Origin of the sequence: Nonomuraea sp. NEAU-A123 (assembly GCF_018603905.1) — a bacterium.
GTDB lineage: Bacteria > Actinomycetota > Actinomycetes > Streptosporangiales > Streptosporangiaceae > Nonomuraea.
The window spans coordinates 105,323-120,010 of the sequence record NZ_JAHFZZ010000016.1 but is presented as its reverse complement, the minus strand read 5'-3'; the positions used below and the strand labels follow the sequence as shown (position 1 = coordinate 120,010).

17 protein-coding genes are annotated in these 14,688 nt (G+C 69.6%); 4 read left to right on the top strand and 13 right to left on the bottom strand.

Going from position 1 to position 14,688, the window contains the following annotated elements; translation table 11 throughout:
* Positions 1-6: 6 nt before the first annotated feature.
* From KLK06_RS39600 to KLK06_RS39590, 3 genes are read left to right on the top strand one after another with little or no spacing between them, the layout of a single operon-like run.
* A complete protein-coding gene (locus KLK06_RS39600; protein WP_214640806.1) occupies positions 7-480 on the top strand; it encodes a GbsR/MarR family transcriptional regulator in 474 nt (157 codons plus the stop codon).
* Positions 470-1,624 carry an FAD-dependent monooxygenase gene (locus KLK06_RS39595; protein ID WP_214640805.1) on the top strand — a complete coding sequence of 385 codons (1,155 nt, stop codon included), beginning with the start codon at positions 470-472 and terminating at the stop codon, positions 1,622-1,624. Before KLK06_RS39600 ends, KLK06_RS39595 begins: the two co-directional genes overlap by 11 nt.
* Positions 1,621-2,637, top strand: coding sequence for an alpha/beta hydrolase (locus KLK06_RS39590; RefSeq protein ID WP_214640804.1), 1,017 nt, complete (start codon positions 1,621-1,623; stop codon positions 2,635-2,637). The genes KLK06_RS39595 and KLK06_RS39590 overlap by 4 nt, the downstream gene beginning before the upstream one ends.
* Here the strand turns inward: KLK06_RS39590 and KLK06_RS39585 are convergent.
* From KLK06_RS39585 to KLK06_RS39560, 6 genes are all read right to left on the bottom strand, one after another.
* Entirely contained in the window at positions 2,579-3,178 is a 600-nt protein-coding gene (locus tag KLK06_RS39585; RefSeq protein ID WP_214640803.1) for a hypothetical protein, read from the bottom strand. The two genes, KLK06_RS39590 and KLK06_RS39585, sit on opposite strands and share 59 nt — an antisense overlap.
* Positions 3,175-4,485 carry a PASTA domain-containing protein gene (locus KLK06_RS39580; RefSeq protein WP_214640802.1) on the bottom strand — a complete coding sequence of 437 codons (1,311 nt, stop codon included), beginning with the start codon at positions 4,483-4,485 and terminating at the stop codon, positions 3,175-3,177. Before KLK06_RS39580 ends, KLK06_RS39585 begins: the two co-directional genes overlap by 4 nt.
* 41 nt (positions 4,486-4,526) lie before the next feature.
* Entirely contained in the window at positions 4,527-5,438 is a 912-nt protein-coding gene (locus tag KLK06_RS39575; RefSeq protein ID WP_214640801.1) for an aminoglycoside phosphotransferase family protein, read from the bottom strand.
* Positions 5,439-5,513: 75 nt separating this feature from the next.
* Complete coding sequence (locus KLK06_RS39570) at positions 5,514-5,912, bottom strand: hypothetical protein (protein WP_214640800.1); 399 nt, start codon at positions 5,910-5,912, stop codon at positions 5,514-5,516.
* A gap of 46 nt (positions 5,913-5,958) precedes the next feature.
* Positions 5,959-6,555, bottom strand: a complete 597-nt coding sequence (locus KLK06_RS39565) for a hypothetical protein (protein WP_308168661.1) — start codon at positions 6,553-6,555, stop codon at positions 5,959-5,961.
* A complete protein-coding gene (locus KLK06_RS39560) occupies positions 6,447-7,868 on the bottom strand; it encodes a non-reducing end alpha-L-arabinofuranosidase family hydrolase (RefSeq protein ID WP_214640798.1) in 1,422 nt (473 codons plus the stop codon). Before KLK06_RS39560 ends, KLK06_RS39565 begins: the two co-directional genes overlap by 109 nt.
* Before the next feature lie 220 nt (positions 7,869-8,088).
* Between KLK06_RS39560 and KLK06_RS39555 the strand changes: the two genes are divergently transcribed.
* Positions 8,089-8,538: a hypothetical protein gene (locus KLK06_RS39555; RefSeq protein WP_214640797.1), complete on the top strand. Its 450-nt coding sequence runs from the start codon at positions 8,089-8,091 to the stop codon at positions 8,536-8,538.
* Positions 8,539-8,569: 31 nt separating this feature from the next.
* Here KLK06_RS39555 and KLK06_RS39550 read toward each other — a convergent pair whose 3' ends face one another.
* The 7 genes from KLK06_RS39550 to KLK06_RS39520 all read right to left on the bottom strand — a co-directional run bounded on the left by KLK06_RS39550 (position 8,570) and on the right by KLK06_RS39520 (position 14,686).
* Positions 8,570-9,094, bottom strand: coding sequence for a hypothetical protein (locus tag KLK06_RS39550; RefSeq protein ID WP_214640796.1), 525 nt, complete (start codon positions 9,092-9,094; stop codon positions 8,570-8,572).
* 78 nt (positions 9,095-9,172) lie between these two features.
* Positions 9,173-9,898 carry a helix-turn-helix transcriptional regulator gene (locus KLK06_RS39545; RefSeq protein ID WP_308168660.1) on the bottom strand — a complete coding sequence of 242 codons (726 nt, stop codon included), beginning with the start codon at positions 9,896-9,898 and terminating at the stop codon, positions 9,173-9,175.
* 219 nt (positions 9,899-10,117) lie between these two features.
* Positions 10,118-11,287, bottom strand: a complete 1,170-nt coding sequence (locus tag KLK06_RS39540) for a serine hydrolase (protein ID WP_214640795.1) — start codon at positions 11,285-11,287, stop codon at positions 10,118-10,120.
* A gap of 114 nt (positions 11,288-11,401) precedes the next feature.
* A complete protein-coding gene (locus KLK06_RS39535) occupies positions 11,402-12,313 on the bottom strand; it encodes a LysR family transcriptional regulator (protein WP_214640794.1) in 912 nt (303 codons plus the stop codon).
* A gap of 30 nt (positions 12,314-12,343) precedes the next feature.
* Positions 12,344-12,727 carry a Zn-ribbon domain-containing OB-fold protein gene (locus KLK06_RS39530; protein WP_214640793.1) on the bottom strand — a complete coding sequence of 128 codons (384 nt, stop codon included), beginning with the start codon at positions 12,725-12,727 and terminating at the stop codon, positions 12,344-12,346.
* A 10-nt stretch (positions 12,728-12,737) separates the two neighbouring features.
* Positions 12,738-13,901, bottom strand: coding sequence for a thiolase family protein (locus tag KLK06_RS39525; RefSeq protein ID WP_214640792.1), 1,164 nt, complete (start codon positions 13,899-13,901; stop codon positions 12,738-12,740).
* On the bottom strand, positions 13,898-14,686 hold the full coding sequence (locus tag KLK06_RS39520; protein WP_214640791.1) for a crotonase/enoyl-CoA hydratase family protein: 789 nt from the start codon (positions 14,684-14,686) through the stop codon (positions 13,898-13,900). The genes KLK06_RS39525 and KLK06_RS39520 overlap by 4 nt, the downstream gene beginning before the upstream one ends.
* Positions 14,687-14,688 lie beyond the last annotated feature (2 nt).

Sequence of the window (14,688 nt, the reverse complement as noted above, 5' to 3'; positions counted from 1 at the left end):
ATGCGGGTGACTGATGAGGATCGGGTGCTCGGCTGGGTGGAGCGGGCGGCGATGTTCTGTGCGGATGAGTACGGTGTGCCACCGATCGCCGGCCGGGCTCTCGCGTGGTTGATGATCTGTGATCCGCCGGAGCAGTCCCCGGGGGAGATCGCGGAGGCGATCGGCGCCAGCAGGGCCTCGCTCACCACGAACATGCGGGTGCTGATCGACGCAGGGTTCGTCCGCAGGCGGACCCGGCCAGGGCAGAAGACCAACTACTACTACGTGGGCGACGACGCCTGGGAGACGGTGGTCAGACGCCGGGTCGCCGGCCTCGCCGCCTTCCGCGAGATCGCCGCGGAGGGCATGGAGATCGCCGGACCGGACCGAGCCCGCCGACGGCGCCTGCGTGTGGCGCATGACGTCTTCGACTGGATGGACAGGGCCTTCGCGAGCATGCCGGGACCGGCGTCAGAGGAGGAGGAAGACGATGAATCGTGAGGCGATCGTGGCGGGAGCCGGCATCGGCGGCCTGGCCGCGGCCATCGGCCTGCTGAGAACCGGCTGGACGGTGACCGTGCTGGAACGGGCGCCGAAACTGGAGGAGGCGGGGGCCGGCTGGTCGTTCGCGCCGAACGCGTTAAGAGCCGCCGACGCCCTGGGGGTCGGCGAGGAGTTCCGGGCATGCTCGGTGCCGACCGAGGCGGGCGCCACGATGCGGCTGCCCGGCGGCGAATATCTGATGCGCTTCCAACCCGGTACCGACGCCCCGCTCCTGGCCAATCATCGCGCCGACCTGCAACGTGTGCTGGCGCGGCACGTACCGGCCGATCGGCTGCACACCGGCGCGGAAGTCACCGGCGTCCAGGAGACCGGAGATGGGGTCACGGTCACCTACGTCGACGGCGGGGACACGCGTACGACGACGGCGGACCTCCTGGTCGGAGCCGACGGCATCCACAGCGCCGTGCGCCGCCAGGTATGGCCGGACACGCCCGAACCCATCTTCCAGCGCATCCTGTGCTGGCGCGGAGTGACCGAGCCCGGCTCGGTGTGGCCGGTGAACGGCTTCCAGACCTGGGGACGCGGCGCCCGGTTCGGGGCGCACCCCCTGACCGGGGAGCGGGTGTTCTGGTTCCTGACCGTCAGGCAGGAGGAGCCGGGGCGGCGCTATGACGACGACCTCGCTGAGGTGCGGCGCCGGACGCGAGGCTGGCACGATCCGATCCCTGCCCTGCTGGCGGCCACGCCGTCCGAGCAGGTGCTCCGCCACGACATCTACGACCTGGACCCGCTGCCCGCCTATGCGGCGGGACGCACCGCCCTGCTCGGTGACGCGGCCCATGCCATGACGCCGTTCCTGGCCCAGGGCGCCTGCCAGGCGCTGGAGGACGCGACCGTACTCGCCGCCGAGTTGAGCGTCGCCCCCGTCGCCGAGGCCCTGGCCGCCTATGACCGGACCCGCCGGCACCGGACGCAGCAGGTGCAGCGCATGGCGCGGACCGACCCGAAGCTCACCCTGTCGACGAGCCCGTTCACCTACCGGATCATGACCGCCATGACGCGCCGGGCATCCTCCGGCGTCGCCCGCCGTAAGAGCGCCAGGCTGTGGGACTGGACGCCGCCCGTCGTGGAGGTCCGATGACGGTCGAGCACATCATGTTCCGCAGCGGCGACGTCCGTTGCGCCGCGGACCTCTACCTGCCCGACGACACGGGCGAGGCCGTCCCCGGCGTGGTGATGGGGCACAGCGTCCACATGGTCAAGGAGGCGCTGGCGCCCAGCGCCGCCTACCTGGTTCGAGCCGGCTTCGCCGTACTCGCGATCGACTACCGCACCATCGGTGCCAGCGAGGGCCTCCCGCGTGGGCAGGTCTTCCCGCAGCGATACGTCGACGACGTACGTAACGGCGTCTCCTTCCTGGCGAGCCGGCCCGAGGTCGACCCGGCGCGGATCGGGCTGTGGGGACACAGTCTCGGCGCCACCGTGATGATCCAGGCGGCCGCCATCGATCGGCGGGTGACGTGCGTGGTCTGCCAGAACCCCAGCATGTTCAGCGGCTGGCGGGCGATGGAGAAGGCCCGCGGGCGGCCCGGCGTCCAGACGATGCTGGACGCTGTCGACCGTGACCGGCAGCAACGGTACGAGACCGGGACGGGGATTCGGACGCCACTGCTCGGGAACGGCGACTCGGACATCGCGGACTACTTGCAGCTCGCCAAGGAGGTGTTCCCGACGTTCGACGACGAGGTGGAGGTGGAGTCCCTGGCCCAGGTCCTGCTCTGGGCGCCGGAGGCGTTCATCGATCGCGTCGCGCCGCGACCGCTGCTCATGGTCACCGGACGGGAGGACCTGACCCACGACATCGGCGAGGTCCTGGACGCGTACGCCAAGGCCCGCGAACCGAAGCAGCTGGAGCTCCTGCCCTTCGACGAGCGCGGCCTGTCCGTGGAACCGGGGCTCGGTCAATCCATGACGATCGCCGTCGAATGGTTCGACCGGCATCTTCGCCAGGCGCCCCGTTTTGTCCCCTCGCCACCGGCCAGCGAGGTGCGCACCCGTGGGCTGCGCCCCGAATTCCTGGAGGTGGACGGGTCCGTCAGCTCGCCATCCGTGCCTCGGGAAGCAGGGGAAAACCCTCTCCGAGGTCGCGGTTGATCGGCAACGTGACCAGCTCGAATTCCTTTCTGGCCACCTCGACGCCATGGATCTTGCAGGCGATGGCGGCCGTGCAGGCGCCCCCGGTCAGGCGCATCAGCCGACCGGCCCGGACACTCGCGGTCACCATTGTGAGGTGCAGGATCAGGTCTATCCCGAAGGTCACCCGGCCCACGGGCTGGCCGTTGACCTGCACCTCGACATAGGGCTCGTGGTGGGAGACGACCTCATGCTCGGCCAGGGGCACCATCAGCCCCAGGCCCGGGTTGTCCAAGGTTCTGCGGGCCGCGGCCCGCAGACTGCGGTATTTCGCCCAGCCGCCCAGCAGCACCGAGCCCACGTCGATGCCGCCCAGCAGCGTGGCGCCCGCCTCCGCGGCCTTGTGCAGCAGCTCGCCGGGCGGCGCCTGGACCTGCCGGGTGATCTCGTCGAGCACCCGGTGGGCGTCCACGGCCCGCGACAGCTCCTGGGCCGCATGTCGCGGATCGGCGTAGAGCAGCAGGTCGGCGGTGCTGGGGTGGGTGGTGAAGGTGACGATCACCGTACGATCTCCCTGATCTCCTGGCGGCCCTGGTCGTGATGGCAGACGAAGTCGAGGCTGAGCGAGGGGGCCACCAGCTCGCGGAGCTCCAGGTAGGGCGAGAGGTCGGCGTACGGCACGCAGACGACTGAGGGCGTCGGCGGCGTCGCGGACGTTGTCGGCATGACGGTGGTCGCGGTCATGTCGGTCATCGCGGATGCCGCGGCCATCGCGGGCGTCTCCCGCCTGCGGCGGGCGCGGCGTAGCGCCCAGACCAGGACGGCCGCCGCCACGAGCACGACCACCAGCAAGCCGGGCAGTGGCGTGCTCGACGAGCCCCTCTCGTCGGTGTCGATGGTGCCGGCCTCCGGCGACTCGTCGGTGTCGGTGGGGGTGACGGTGGGGCTCGCGGGGTCGGTCGGACCGGTGACCGGTGTCAGTGTGACGGTGACGGAGCTACCGCGTTCGACGAGGCTGCCGGCGGCCGGCTCCTGCTCGCTCACATTGCCGGAATCTCCGCTCCCGACGATGAGCGTGAGCCCCCGTTCCTGGACCCGCCGTCTCGCCGCGCTCGCGCTGAGCCCGCTCAGGTCGGGGACCGTGACTTGTTCGGGAGTCGGGGACACCGGCGTGGGGGGACGCAGGCGCAGCGTCACGGTGCTGCCCTTCGGCACCCGCGTCCCGGCTGCGGGATCCTGGGAGTCCACCACGCGCGGTTCGGCGGCCTCTCCCTGGGCCACGGACGAGACGAGCCCTTGGTCCCGTACCTCCTGTTCCGCTTGATCGAGCGGGTCGCCGACGACGTCCGGGACCTCCACGGTCGGCGCTTCCAGGTCGATGGTCACGGTGGAGCCGCAGTTCGCGAGCTCCTCGCTGGTCGGGGTCTGGTCGGTCACCGTCCAGTCGGCCGCCGCGTCAGAAGGCGTCGCCTCCGTGTCGAACCCGGCCTGCGCCAGGGTGGCTTTCGCGTTCTCCCGCGTCATCCCCATGACGTTCGGCACGGGCCCCGGGTGGCTGCCGTCGTGCGTCTCGCTGTTCCATTCGGACAGCGTCGGGCAAGACTGCTCGGCCGTCGGTGTCACCGACCCGCCTACCACCGGCTCGCCTGTCGGCGCCGTGGCTCCGGCCATCGCTGGGCTCGCCGGCCTGATCAGGGTCGTGGCCGTCGCCGGGCTCGCCGGCCCGATCAGGCTCGCGGCCATCAGCACCATCACGCTCGCGGCAACCGCGTAGGCCACCAGCCCGTACCGCCGCATCGCCACCTCCCTGACATCAGCCTCGACGCTAGGCACGCCGTCCGGCCAGGACATGAGTAGGTCACTACTCAATTCGAAAGAGTGACGCTCGCGTTACAGGCGGTGATGATGAATCAGGCGATTTCCGACGCCTCCTGCTGGGCCTCGGTGAGGACTTCGTGGATGACGTGGCGGGCGTTGGCGGCGATGCCGGGGTTCGTGCGGTGGTAGTACGGGAGCTGGATCAGCGCCATGGACAGGGCCCAGCCGCGGCCGCGTACCCACATCGCGTCATCGGCGCCCAGGGCCGCGCGGAAGGCCGGGCGGGTTGGGGCGGGCAGCAGGTTCCAGGCAGGGATCAGGTCACAGGCCGGATCGCCGATGCCCATGCAGCCGAAGTCGATGACCGCGCTCAGCCGGCCCTGCTCGACCAGCAGGTTGCCGGGCATCAGATCGGCATGGGACCAGATGGGCGGCCCTGACCAGTCCGGGGCCTTCAGGGTGGCGTTCCAGACGCGCGTCGCCGCCTGCGTGTCGATGAATCCGTGCAGCTCGTCGATCGCGGCCCGGGTCTCGGTGTCGAGCGCCGCCAACGGACCGCCTCGGTAGGCGGGCGGGGCCCCTGCGGGATCGATCCGGCGCAGCGCGATGATGAAGGCGGCCAGGTCCTTGGCCAGCAGGTCGGGGTGGGGCAGCGCGTTGACGACGGGATTGTCGCCGGCCAGCCAGGGGCAGACGGTCCAGTTCCAGGGGTAGCCCTCGGCGGGTTCCCCGGTTTCCAGGACTGTTGGAATGGTCACGGGCAGGAGCGGCGCGAGCCTGGGCAGCCACTGGCGTTCGCTCACCGCGTCCTTGACGCCTGCCTTCACGCGGGGCAGGCGGACGGACAGGTCGTCGCCGAGCCGGTAGACCGCGTTGACCGTGCCCGAGGAGGGGAACGGCTCGATGGGCAGCTCGGCCCATTGGGGGAACTGGCCGGCGAGCAGCCGGCGGACGAGGTGGGTGTCGATGTCGGGCTCGTTCGCGTGCATCTTGCCAGTGGTCATGGGCGCCTTCCGCGGGTGTTCGAGGGTCAATACGAACGTCCGCCGACGGTGCGCGTCAACCCCGTTTGCGGCTGCCTACGGCAGAACCGCAGATATGCCCATCAGGGTCGCCTGCAGAATGATGATGCCAATGGCAGTGCGGAGCACCACCAGCTTCCAGTCCAGTGCTTGTGTTAAACGCTGCGCAGCCAATCGTTCAGGGGTTTCACGTTCGTCAAGGATTGGACTGAGGAAAGATGCCCCGGTGCTCGGTCGCCGCCAGAGTCCCGCAACCAACAGGACCGCGGCGCCTACCGCGCAAGCCTGCGAGACCAGGCTCGTCAGAGTCGACAGGAGGCTTCCTGTTGCCGTCTGGCGACTTGCCAGAAATAATGCCCCAGTTCCAATGAGCAAGATCGCGGAAACCAAATCCGCCCACAAAATCCAACGACGATTACGAGCAGCAACCGAATTTGACAGGATCGACTCCGTCACACTTGGGACCGTAGCATGCGGCCCAGACTTTGACATCGGCCCCTTTTCAGCTCTTTCCGCTCATCGCGCGTCGCGTGCCCCTTGAGCGCCAGGCGGTCACCACGGACTGGGTGAGCGTGGTGGAGACCCCGTCACTGGTATCCACCTCGTAGTCGTAGGGGCCGAACGTGTGTATGCCGTCGGTCTCTACGTGGGAGCGGCCCTCTCCGATGCGGCGGTCTCCGCGCTCGCGTTCTCTTCGGTCGATCTCCGCGAGGTCGCAATGCACTCCGACGAGGAACACGTCGAAGTCCGCCAACAGGCGAGAAAGAGATTCCCGCCAGGTCCGGAATTCGATGACGTGCTCCACGATCAGGTCGTTGCCGGCACCGGCCAGGGCGGGCAGGCATCGATGAAAGCCCTTGAAGAAGCGTGGCCGCATCTCGTTCCACCAAGAGAAAGGGCCTTCGTCGTCGCGCCGCTCGATGCTCCGTTGAGGATGATGACGCGTCCCGGACCTTTGTTCAGCGGGGTGGGTTCCATTCCCACACGATGTCAGCAGGTCGAGTTGGTCTGGGTGAGCAGGGCCAGCCTCCAGGGCAGCGAGTTGTAGTCTCCGCCGGCGTTCGGGTCCAGGCCCTGGTACAGGTAGCGGAGTTGGCACGGGCTGATGGTCAGGGTCTGGTCGTAGCCGTCGCGGATCATCTCACCGTGGCTGATGTCCCTGGTCCAGGCGGTGGAGTCGAAGGTGACGTTCGTACTGCGGGCGAACGGGTTGCTCTCGGAGGCGGCGAGTTGGCTCCACGGGCCGGTGATGGCGGTCGAGGTCCAGGAGCGGAAGTAGCGCCGGCCGTCGCTGCCGATGGCCTCCACCAGCAGCAGGTACTGGTTCGTGCCCGTGATCTTGTAGACGTTGGAGGCTTCGAAGAGGTTGTTCCTGTTGCTGTCCTGCATGGCGATGACGGTGTTGGTGAAGCCGTTGGGGAAGTTCGCCACGGTGGTCTGGGAGCGGTACAGGTGGCCGTTGTCGTCGGAGGAGAACAGGTAGCAGTTGACCGTGTCGCAGATGACCCACATGTCGACCCAGTAGCCGCTGCCGATGTTCTGGCGGATGATGTCCGGCATGCTCGAGTAGAAGTTCTGCGGCGCGCTCCACGATCTCGGGTTGCTGATGTCGGTGGTGGTCGAGTACGACGCGTTGCCGGTCTGGTAGACCAGGTACCACTTGTTCTGCGGCGCGAAGTAGAACACCTGGGGCGCCGCTCGGTAGCCGGTGCCGATCGCGCTCTGGTCGAGATACGTGTGCGTGGCGGCGCCCGCCTGTGCCCAGTCGGTGAAGTTCAGGTAGACCATGTTGTAGCCGCTCGCGTTCGCGGTGCTGGCGAAGACGTGCCAGCGGCCGTTGTAGTAGACGACCGACGGGTCCTTGACGGCGGCGATGTTGTGGCTCGCATCCGGTTTGGGGGCGATCAGCGCGGAGCCGGAGCGCCAGCGGAAGCTGCTGGGCAACGTGCCGGTGCCACCGGTGGGTGTGACTGTCGGGGTGGGTGTCGGGCTCGGGGTCGGGGTGCTGCCGGTGCAGGTGGTGCCGTTGAGTGCGAAGTCGGTCGGCGCCGGGTTGGCGGTGTTGTTCCAGGAGGCGTTGAAGCCGAACGACGTACTGGCGCCGGTGGCCAGAGAGCCGTTGTAGGCGGCGTTGGTGACGGTGACCTGGGCGGCGGACTGGGTGTAGGTGCCGTTCCAGAGCTGGCTGATGGTCTGGCCGGCGGTGAACGACCAGGTCAGCTTCCAACTGGTGAGCGGGTCGCCAAGGTTGGTAACGCTAACACTGGCGCCATAACCGTTCTGCCATTGGCTGGTCACCGTATAGGTGACGCGGCAGCCGGGGGCGGCCTGGGCGGTGGGCGTGATGAGCGCGGCGACGATCGCGGCCAAGGCCGCCGCGATGGCCCAGAACCGGGTGCGGTTGAGGTGCACTGCGTCCTCCGTGGGGGCGAGGCCGACGATGGCTGAGCGTCTCAGAAAGGTTTCAGCCCATCAAGCGAAACTTTCGAGACGCAGCCATTCCCGCACGGTAGAGCCGTTGCGACGCTGAAACTTTCACCTCGGGGTCAGGTGTCCCGTTTCGTGGAGAGTGAGGCAGATTCAAAGATCTGCGGCATGATCGTTCATACCCGACTGCCCTGGAGAAGTCGTCATGACCACGCCTGAGCACAGCGCAACCTGGCACGACGCTCGCTACGACATGCCCGTCAGTCAGCAACTGGAGCGCTACAACGACCTGGCCGCCAAGAACGCATCGGCTCGCGCCCGGATCGAGCTGGTAACCCGAGGGATCTATGACCCCGCCCGGCATGGAGCCGAGGACCGGCCTTCCCTCACCGTGGCCGAACACATCGAATTACTGGCACTGGCGGAGAGCATCGCGCGCACCGTGCGCCATCCCTCCAACATCCACCACGCGCTGCTGGCTGGGGTCACCTGGGCCGATATCGCCCACATCACCAACTCCGACGAGCTCACCGTCCGGCGGGACTACCAGCAGTGGGCTGATGACCAGTACGACCTCAACCAGCGCTTCCCCGACCGCGGCATGACCGCCGACGAGCACGCCGCCGCGACTGCCAAAGCCGCGGAAGGCGTCTAAGACACCTCGAGACGTTCGTCCGGCGGCTGGCCTAGGCCGGCTGGGCCACAGTGCGCCAGCCGAAGGTGAGGGCCCCGGTCAGGAGCACCACGCCGGACAGCACACCGCTGATGAGCGGTACCCAGGCCACGGCGGCCGTCGACGCCAGAACGAGCCCGGCGGCGCCGAGCAGGGTGAGAACCACCCCGGGTACGGCGATCCCCCAGTCCTTCCAGACCGGCGCCAACGCGATGAAGTGCACACCGACCACGAACGCCACCCAGGCCACGTTGGTCTGTTCAGGACGTTCCCAGGCGGCCAGCACCCGGATCCCGCCGAAGAGCAGGATCGCCTCGGCGGCCACGACGATCAGATAACCGCGGCCGAACATGTTCCGTCGCGGGCCCGCGACGGACCGCTCCTTCCTGGCGGTGATGATCCACATGGCGACAACACTCGCGGCCGCCAGGCAGGCGGCCACCCGCAAGAGGTTCGCGGTCACGGTGTTCAGCGGGCTCTGCGCGTTGACGACGACGAAGACCGCGCCGAAGACCGCGCCAACCAGCAATCCAGTCATTCGCTGCATGACACCATTGAAATGCGTACCGGAGTCCGTCCGCATGGGGGCTGGGGCGAGGACGAGGTAGACCTGGCCCTACTTCGCCGCGCCGCGCAGATACGCCAGCACCGCCAGCACCCGCCGGTTGTCGTCCTCCGACGCGGGTAGCTCGAGCTTGGCGAACACGCTGGCCACGTGCTTGCCGATGGCCGCCTCGCTGATCGACAGAGCGCGGGCGACGGCGCTGTTGGTACGCCCCGCGGCGATCAGAGTGAGCACCTCACGCTCGCGCGGGGTCAGCCGGAGCGCCGGCTCAGTGACCTCCCTGGCCCTGGTCCAGGTCTGCTCGAACAGGTCGATGAGGGTGGTGATCAGGCTCTGCTGCCTGATGACCAGGGCGCCCGGCGAGTAGGCGACGGGGGTGATGCGGACGAACGCCACCGTGCGGTCGAAGATGAGCAACTGCTGGATCGGCTCGTCGACGACCCGGTGGAGGTCACCGGCGGCGTGCAACTCCCTGATCCGGGCCGCCTTGCGCGGGTCGTCCAACACGCTCGTGTGGATGATCGTCCGCATCGTCATGCCGTGTTGCAGGGCGTCGAGCACGTCGCGCCTGCTCTTCTGCTCCTCGCGGCCCTTCTCCGACGAGCCCACCGGGTGCATGGCGCGCAGCTCGCCGGCCGTGCGGGCGGCCTGCGCGATCTGCTGCCGGACGAGCTCGTTGTCCTCCAGCCGCTCGACGTCGACGGGGATGCCGCGTAGCTCGCCCACCACCTCCTCCAGCCGATGGGCAAGCTGGATCAACGACACGCTCTCGTTCACACGCCTCCTTCGCCGCCCTCACACACCGCGGCGGACTCGCATCATCCGCGCCTTTCGCAGGCGGAACTCACTGAGAAAACCTTAGCCGCGCGGCCTCGCAGCGTGGGGGCGTGCCGAAAGTCTCGCGGCACGGAGCCGGCCAACGTCCGCGACGCCGTCTGCGTGGCGAGAGTTACTCGCCACGCAGACGGCGTCGGGGAGCAGCCAAGAGAACCGGGGTCAGTCACAGAGCGCGGTGTCGAGGACGGACTCGAAGCGCTTGTACGCCTCCAGCGAGGTAGGCAGCGCGGTGACGGCGATGGTGGCCGCCCTCCCGTCCTCGGTGACGGCGTTGGCGGTGGCGTAGCCGGGGGCGGAGCCGCCGTGGGACCAGGCGAAGCCGCCGCAGCTGAGCTTGACCCTGGCGATGCCGAGCCCGTACCGGGCCCCGCCCGCAGGGGTGAACTCGGGGGCGTCGACGGTGGTCTTCATCTGCCTGAGCTGCTCGGGCTTGAGCAGCTTGCCGTCCAGGAGCGCGACCATGAAGCGGTTGAGGTCGCTCGGGCTGGAGATCAGCTGTCCGGCCGCCCAAGCCATGGAGGGGTCCATCGTGGTGACGTCCGCGTACGGGTCGCCGGGCTTGGTCGCGAAGTAGCCCTTGGGGTGCGGCCCGCGGATGGACTGGTCGCCGAGCGCCGGCCAGTACGTCTTCCGCAGCCCGAGCGGCTCGATGATCCGCTTGGTGATCTCCTCGCTGATCGGCCGCCCGGTGACCTTCTGCACGATGAGCCCGGCCACCACGTAGTTGGTGTTGCTGTAGCTCCAGCCGCGCGCGGGGGAGTTCGCGCTCGTCAGCGCCGCGTCGAGCAGTTCGCGCGGCTCGTAGTAGGTGTGCTGGACCGACAGGTAGTCCTTCGCCAGGACGTCGTCGTAGTCGGCCAGGCCGCTGGTGTGCTGCAGCAGCTCGCGTACTGTGATCTCGCGCCCGTCCACGCCCTTGCCGCGGACCAGCTTGGGCACGTACTTCTCAATGGGGCGGTCCAGCTTGATCTTGCCCTCGCCGACCAGTTGCAGCACGACCGTGGCGGTGAACATCTTGGTGTTGCTGGCGATCCGCACCCGGCCGTCGACCGGCACCTCGTCCCGCGTCTTCAGGTCACCCACACCCGCGGTGTAGTCGCGGGTACGGCCGTCAGTGTCCCGCACGGCGGCCAGCGTGCCGGGGAACCCGCCCTTACCGACCAGACCGTCCAGGGCCTGCTGCACCTTGTCGGCGGAGGCGGAGGCGGAGGCGGCGGTCGCCGGCGCGGCGTTCAGGCTGAGGCCGCTCAGCGCGGCGATGGCCACCGCCGCCAGGGCCAGCCGGCCGCGACGCTTGGTGGAGGGGGACTTGACGGTGAAGTACGACATCGGGGGGCTCCCTGCTCGGTGGCTCGTTTGCGATGTCACCGGCGGGACCCCTCCATGATCGATCCCACTCACTGGAGTCCGGAGGTACAGCCAGCGCTACCGAGAACGCGGTGATCAGAGGATGGTGAGCGAGTCGCCGGCGCGTTCGCGCAGGGCGGCGATGACGCTCGCGAGCGGGCCGCCGCGAGCCGCCGCGCTCGCCGGCCAGGCGACGCCGAGCCGGAAGTGCAGGTCCGGGTCGTCCAGCGGCACGAGGACGAGCCCGGTCTCGGCGAGGATGCGGCCCGCGATCGTGCTGAGCGTGGTCAGCGACAGGGCGCGCGAGTGGGTGACGTGCGCGGCGATCTGTACGACGTCGCTGTGCGGCATCTCCCGGATCTGGGTGACCCCGCCCTCGCGCAGGTGATCGCGCAGCCCCTTCATCACCAACGGGTGCACTTTGAACGAGGTGAGCAGCAGTTGCCGGTCGGCCAGGTCGCCGAGCGTGAGCCGGGCATGGCCGGCGAGCGGATCGTCGGCGCGCATGACGATGGCGAAGCGGTATTCGGCGAGGGCCAGGCTGTCGAGGCCGGGGGTGTCCACGGGCAGGTGGACGACGGCGATGTCCAGCTTGTGCGTCGCCAGCAGGGCGAGCAGCCCGGCCGACGGCTCCAGGCTCACCGGCAGCTCGATCCCGGGGCTCACCTGCTCGAACGTCTCCAGCACCAGGTCCAGGACCTGGGTGGGGGCGAGCGGCGTGGCCCCCACCCGCACGGCTTTGCCGTCGGCGGCGGGTCCGGCCGCGAGGTCCGCCAGCGCGTCGAAGCGGGCCAGCACGTCACGGGCGGGCTCCAGGAAGGCCCGTCCGAAGGCGGTCAGCTCGACCTGGTGGTAGCCGCGGTCGAACAGGTCCTTGCCCAGCTCCTTCTCCAACTCCCGGATGCGGCGGCTGAGCGGGGAAGACGTCACGTGCAGCCGTTCGGCGGCGTGCCCGAAGTGGAGCTCCTCGGCCACGGCCACGAAGTAACGGAGCTGCTGGATGTCCATCCAGCTCAGGGTAGCGGCGGCCCCCGGCGATCAGTTCGCGGGCCGGAACACGGGGATCGCCTCACCCCCTTCTGGCCGCTCGAAGGCGACGCGCACCCGCATCCCACCGCGCACCTCCTCGGGCAGGGCGTCGGTGAGCTGGACCTGGATCCACGGCTCCTCGTCCAGCTCGACGATCGCGACCACGATGGGCGGGGCGCCCTTGGCATGCACCACGGACCAGCTCACGACCTGGCCGGTCCCGGCGGCGGGCGTCCAGGACAGGAGGGGCGAGCCGCAGTGCGGGCAGGTGCGGGCCTGCGGCGCGGCGGGGCCGCGGCACTCGTCGCAGCGTCTGATCAGCAGTTCGCCGCGCGCGGTGCCGTCGAAGAACTCGGCGGTGGCCGCGTCGCGGAGGACGGTTCCCACGGGCATCGGCATGCTCCTATCGCGCGTGCGGGCTGAGGATGAGGGTGGAGTGATGGTCGAGGACGCCGCCGTTGCCGCTGACGAGCACCATGTCGTTGCGCCGGGCCTGCCGGTCGCCGCCCTGGCCGCGGGCCTGGATGACGGCCTCCGACAGCGGGGTCATCCCCCACATGTAGTACGAGGACAGCTGCCCGCCGCCGGTGTTGACCGCGAGGCTGCCCTCCGGCCCGAGCACCCCACTGGCGACGAAGGGGCCGCCCTCGCCCTTGGCGCAGAAGCCGTAGTCCTCCAGGGAGATGAGCGCGGTGTAGGTGTAGCAGTCGTACAGCTCGGCGACGTCGATGTCGGCGATCGTGATCCCGGCCATCTTCAGCGCCGTGGGACCCGACAGGGCGGCACCGCTGACCAGCCCGAACTCGCTGTCCTTGCCCATGACGTACCCGGGGTGCGCCTGCCCCCAGCCGCGGATGTGCACGGCGGGCTGGGCGAGGTCGGCGGCCCGGTCGGCGGAGGTGACGATCACCGCGACGCCGCCGTTGCTGACCAGGCAGCAGTCGAGGAGGTGGAAGGGCTCGGCGATCCACCGGGAGCTCTGATGGTCCTCGAGGGTGATCGGGGTGCGCATCTGGGCCAGCGGGTTCCGGGCCGCCCAGGCACGTTGCGCGACGGCGATGTGCCCCAGTTGCTCGCTGGTGGTGCCGTACGTCTGCATGTGTCTGCTGGCGGCCAGCGCGTACATGGTGTTGGCGCTGTAGATGCCGGAGGCCGCGGCCATGCCCTGCCAGCCGGTCAGGGCCCCGCCCGCGCCGGCGTAGGCGGCACCGCCTCCGGTTGATTTGTCCTTCAGCGGGGCGTCGGCGAACACACAGGCCACGACGTCGGCCATGCCGGAGGAGACGGCCATGGCGGCGTACTGCACCATGGCCCCGGCCGACGAGCCGTACGCCTGCACCTCCGACAGCAGGCGCAGGTGGCGCAGCCCCAGGTCGCGCTGGAGGGACAGGCCGACGTCGCCGGTGATGCCGGTGTTGGTCAGCAGGCCGTCCACCTGGTGCGGTTCCAGCCCGGCGTCGGTGACGGCGAGGCGTACGGCGTCGGCGGCGAACTCGGGCGCGCTGCGGCCGTACACCTTGCCCATCTCGGTGATGCCGAGACCGGCGATGACGGGTGCGCGGTTCATCGTCCCTCCCACACGGGGGCGCGCTTCTCGGCGAAGGCGCGCGGTCCCTCCTTCGCGTCCGCCGACCGCATGATCGCGGCGGTCTCGGCGGCGGTCCGCTCCCAGCCGGCCCGCTCCGACGGGATCGCGCCGTCGGAGATGCCCCGCGCGATCCGCTTGCTGGCCTGCACGGACAACGGCGCGTTCGCGCTGATCGTCTCGGCCAGGGCCAGCGCGGTCGGTACGACCTGGTCCGGCGGCACCACCCGGTTGATCAGGCCGAGCCGCAGGGCGTCGGCGGCGCTCACGGGCTCACCGGTCAGCAGGATCTCCATGGCGGCCTTCGCGGGCAACTGCGCGGCCAGCCGGAACGTGCCGCCCGCGCCCGCGATGATGCCGCGCTTGACCTCGGGCAGCCCGAACGCGGCCGTCTCGGCGGCCACCACCAGGTCGGCCCACAGGGCGATCTCGGTGCCGCCGCCGAGCGCGAACCCGTTGACGGCGGCGATGACCGGCTTGGCGATGGGGTGCGTGACGCATCCGGCGAAGCCCCAGTGCGGCTTGATCCCCTCGGTGGAGAACTCGCCGCGGGCCACCTCCTTAAGGTCGGCGCCGGCGCAGAACGCCTTGTCCCCGGCTCCGGTCAGGACCACGGCGCGAACCGAGGCATCGGCGTCGGCCGCGTCCAGGGCCTCGCCTACGGCGCGGGTCAGGTCGGCGTTGACGGCGTTGCGCACCTCGGGACGGTTCAAGGTGATCAGCACGATATGGTCGCGGCGCTCGACGAGCGCGGCGGGCTCACCCACGG

Excerpts from the sequence above, each read along its gene's own strand:
- KLK06_RS39595 (WP_214640805.1), top strand. The coding sequence starts at position 470 with ATGAATCGTGAGGCGATCGTGGCGGGAGCCGGCATCGGCGGCCTGGCC.
- KLK06_RS39590 (WP_214640804.1), top strand. The coding sequence starts at position 1,621 with ATGACGGTCGAGCACATCATGTTCCGCAGCGGCGACGTCCGTTGCGCC.
- KLK06_RS39575 (WP_214640801.1), bottom strand. The coding sequence starts at position 5,438 with ATGACCACTGGCAAGATGCACGCGAACGAGCCCGACATCGACACCCAC.
- KLK06_RS39555 (WP_214640797.1), top strand. The coding sequence starts at position 8,089 with ATGACCACGCCTGAGCACAGCGCAACCTGGCACGACGCTCGCTACGAC.
- KLK06_RS39550 (WP_214640796.1), bottom strand. The coding sequence starts at position 9,094 with ATGACTGGATTGCTGGTTGGCGCGGTCTTCGGCGCGGTCTTCGTCGTC.
- KLK06_RS39540 (WP_214640795.1), bottom strand. The coding sequence starts at position 11,287 with ATGTCGTACTTCACCGTCAAGTCCCCCTCCACCAAGCGTCGCGGCCGG.
- KLK06_RS39535 (WP_214640794.1), bottom strand. The coding sequence starts at position 12,313 with ATGGACATCCAGCAGCTCCGTTACTTCGTGGCCGTGGCCGAGGAGCTC.
- KLK06_RS39530 (WP_214640793.1), bottom strand. The coding sequence starts at position 12,727 with ATGCCCGTGGGAACCGTCCTCCGCGACGCGGCCACCGCCGAGTTCTTC.
- KLK06_RS39525 (WP_214640792.1), bottom strand. The coding sequence starts at position 13,901 with ATGAACCGCGCACCCGTCATCGCCGGTCTCGGCATCACCGAGATGGGC.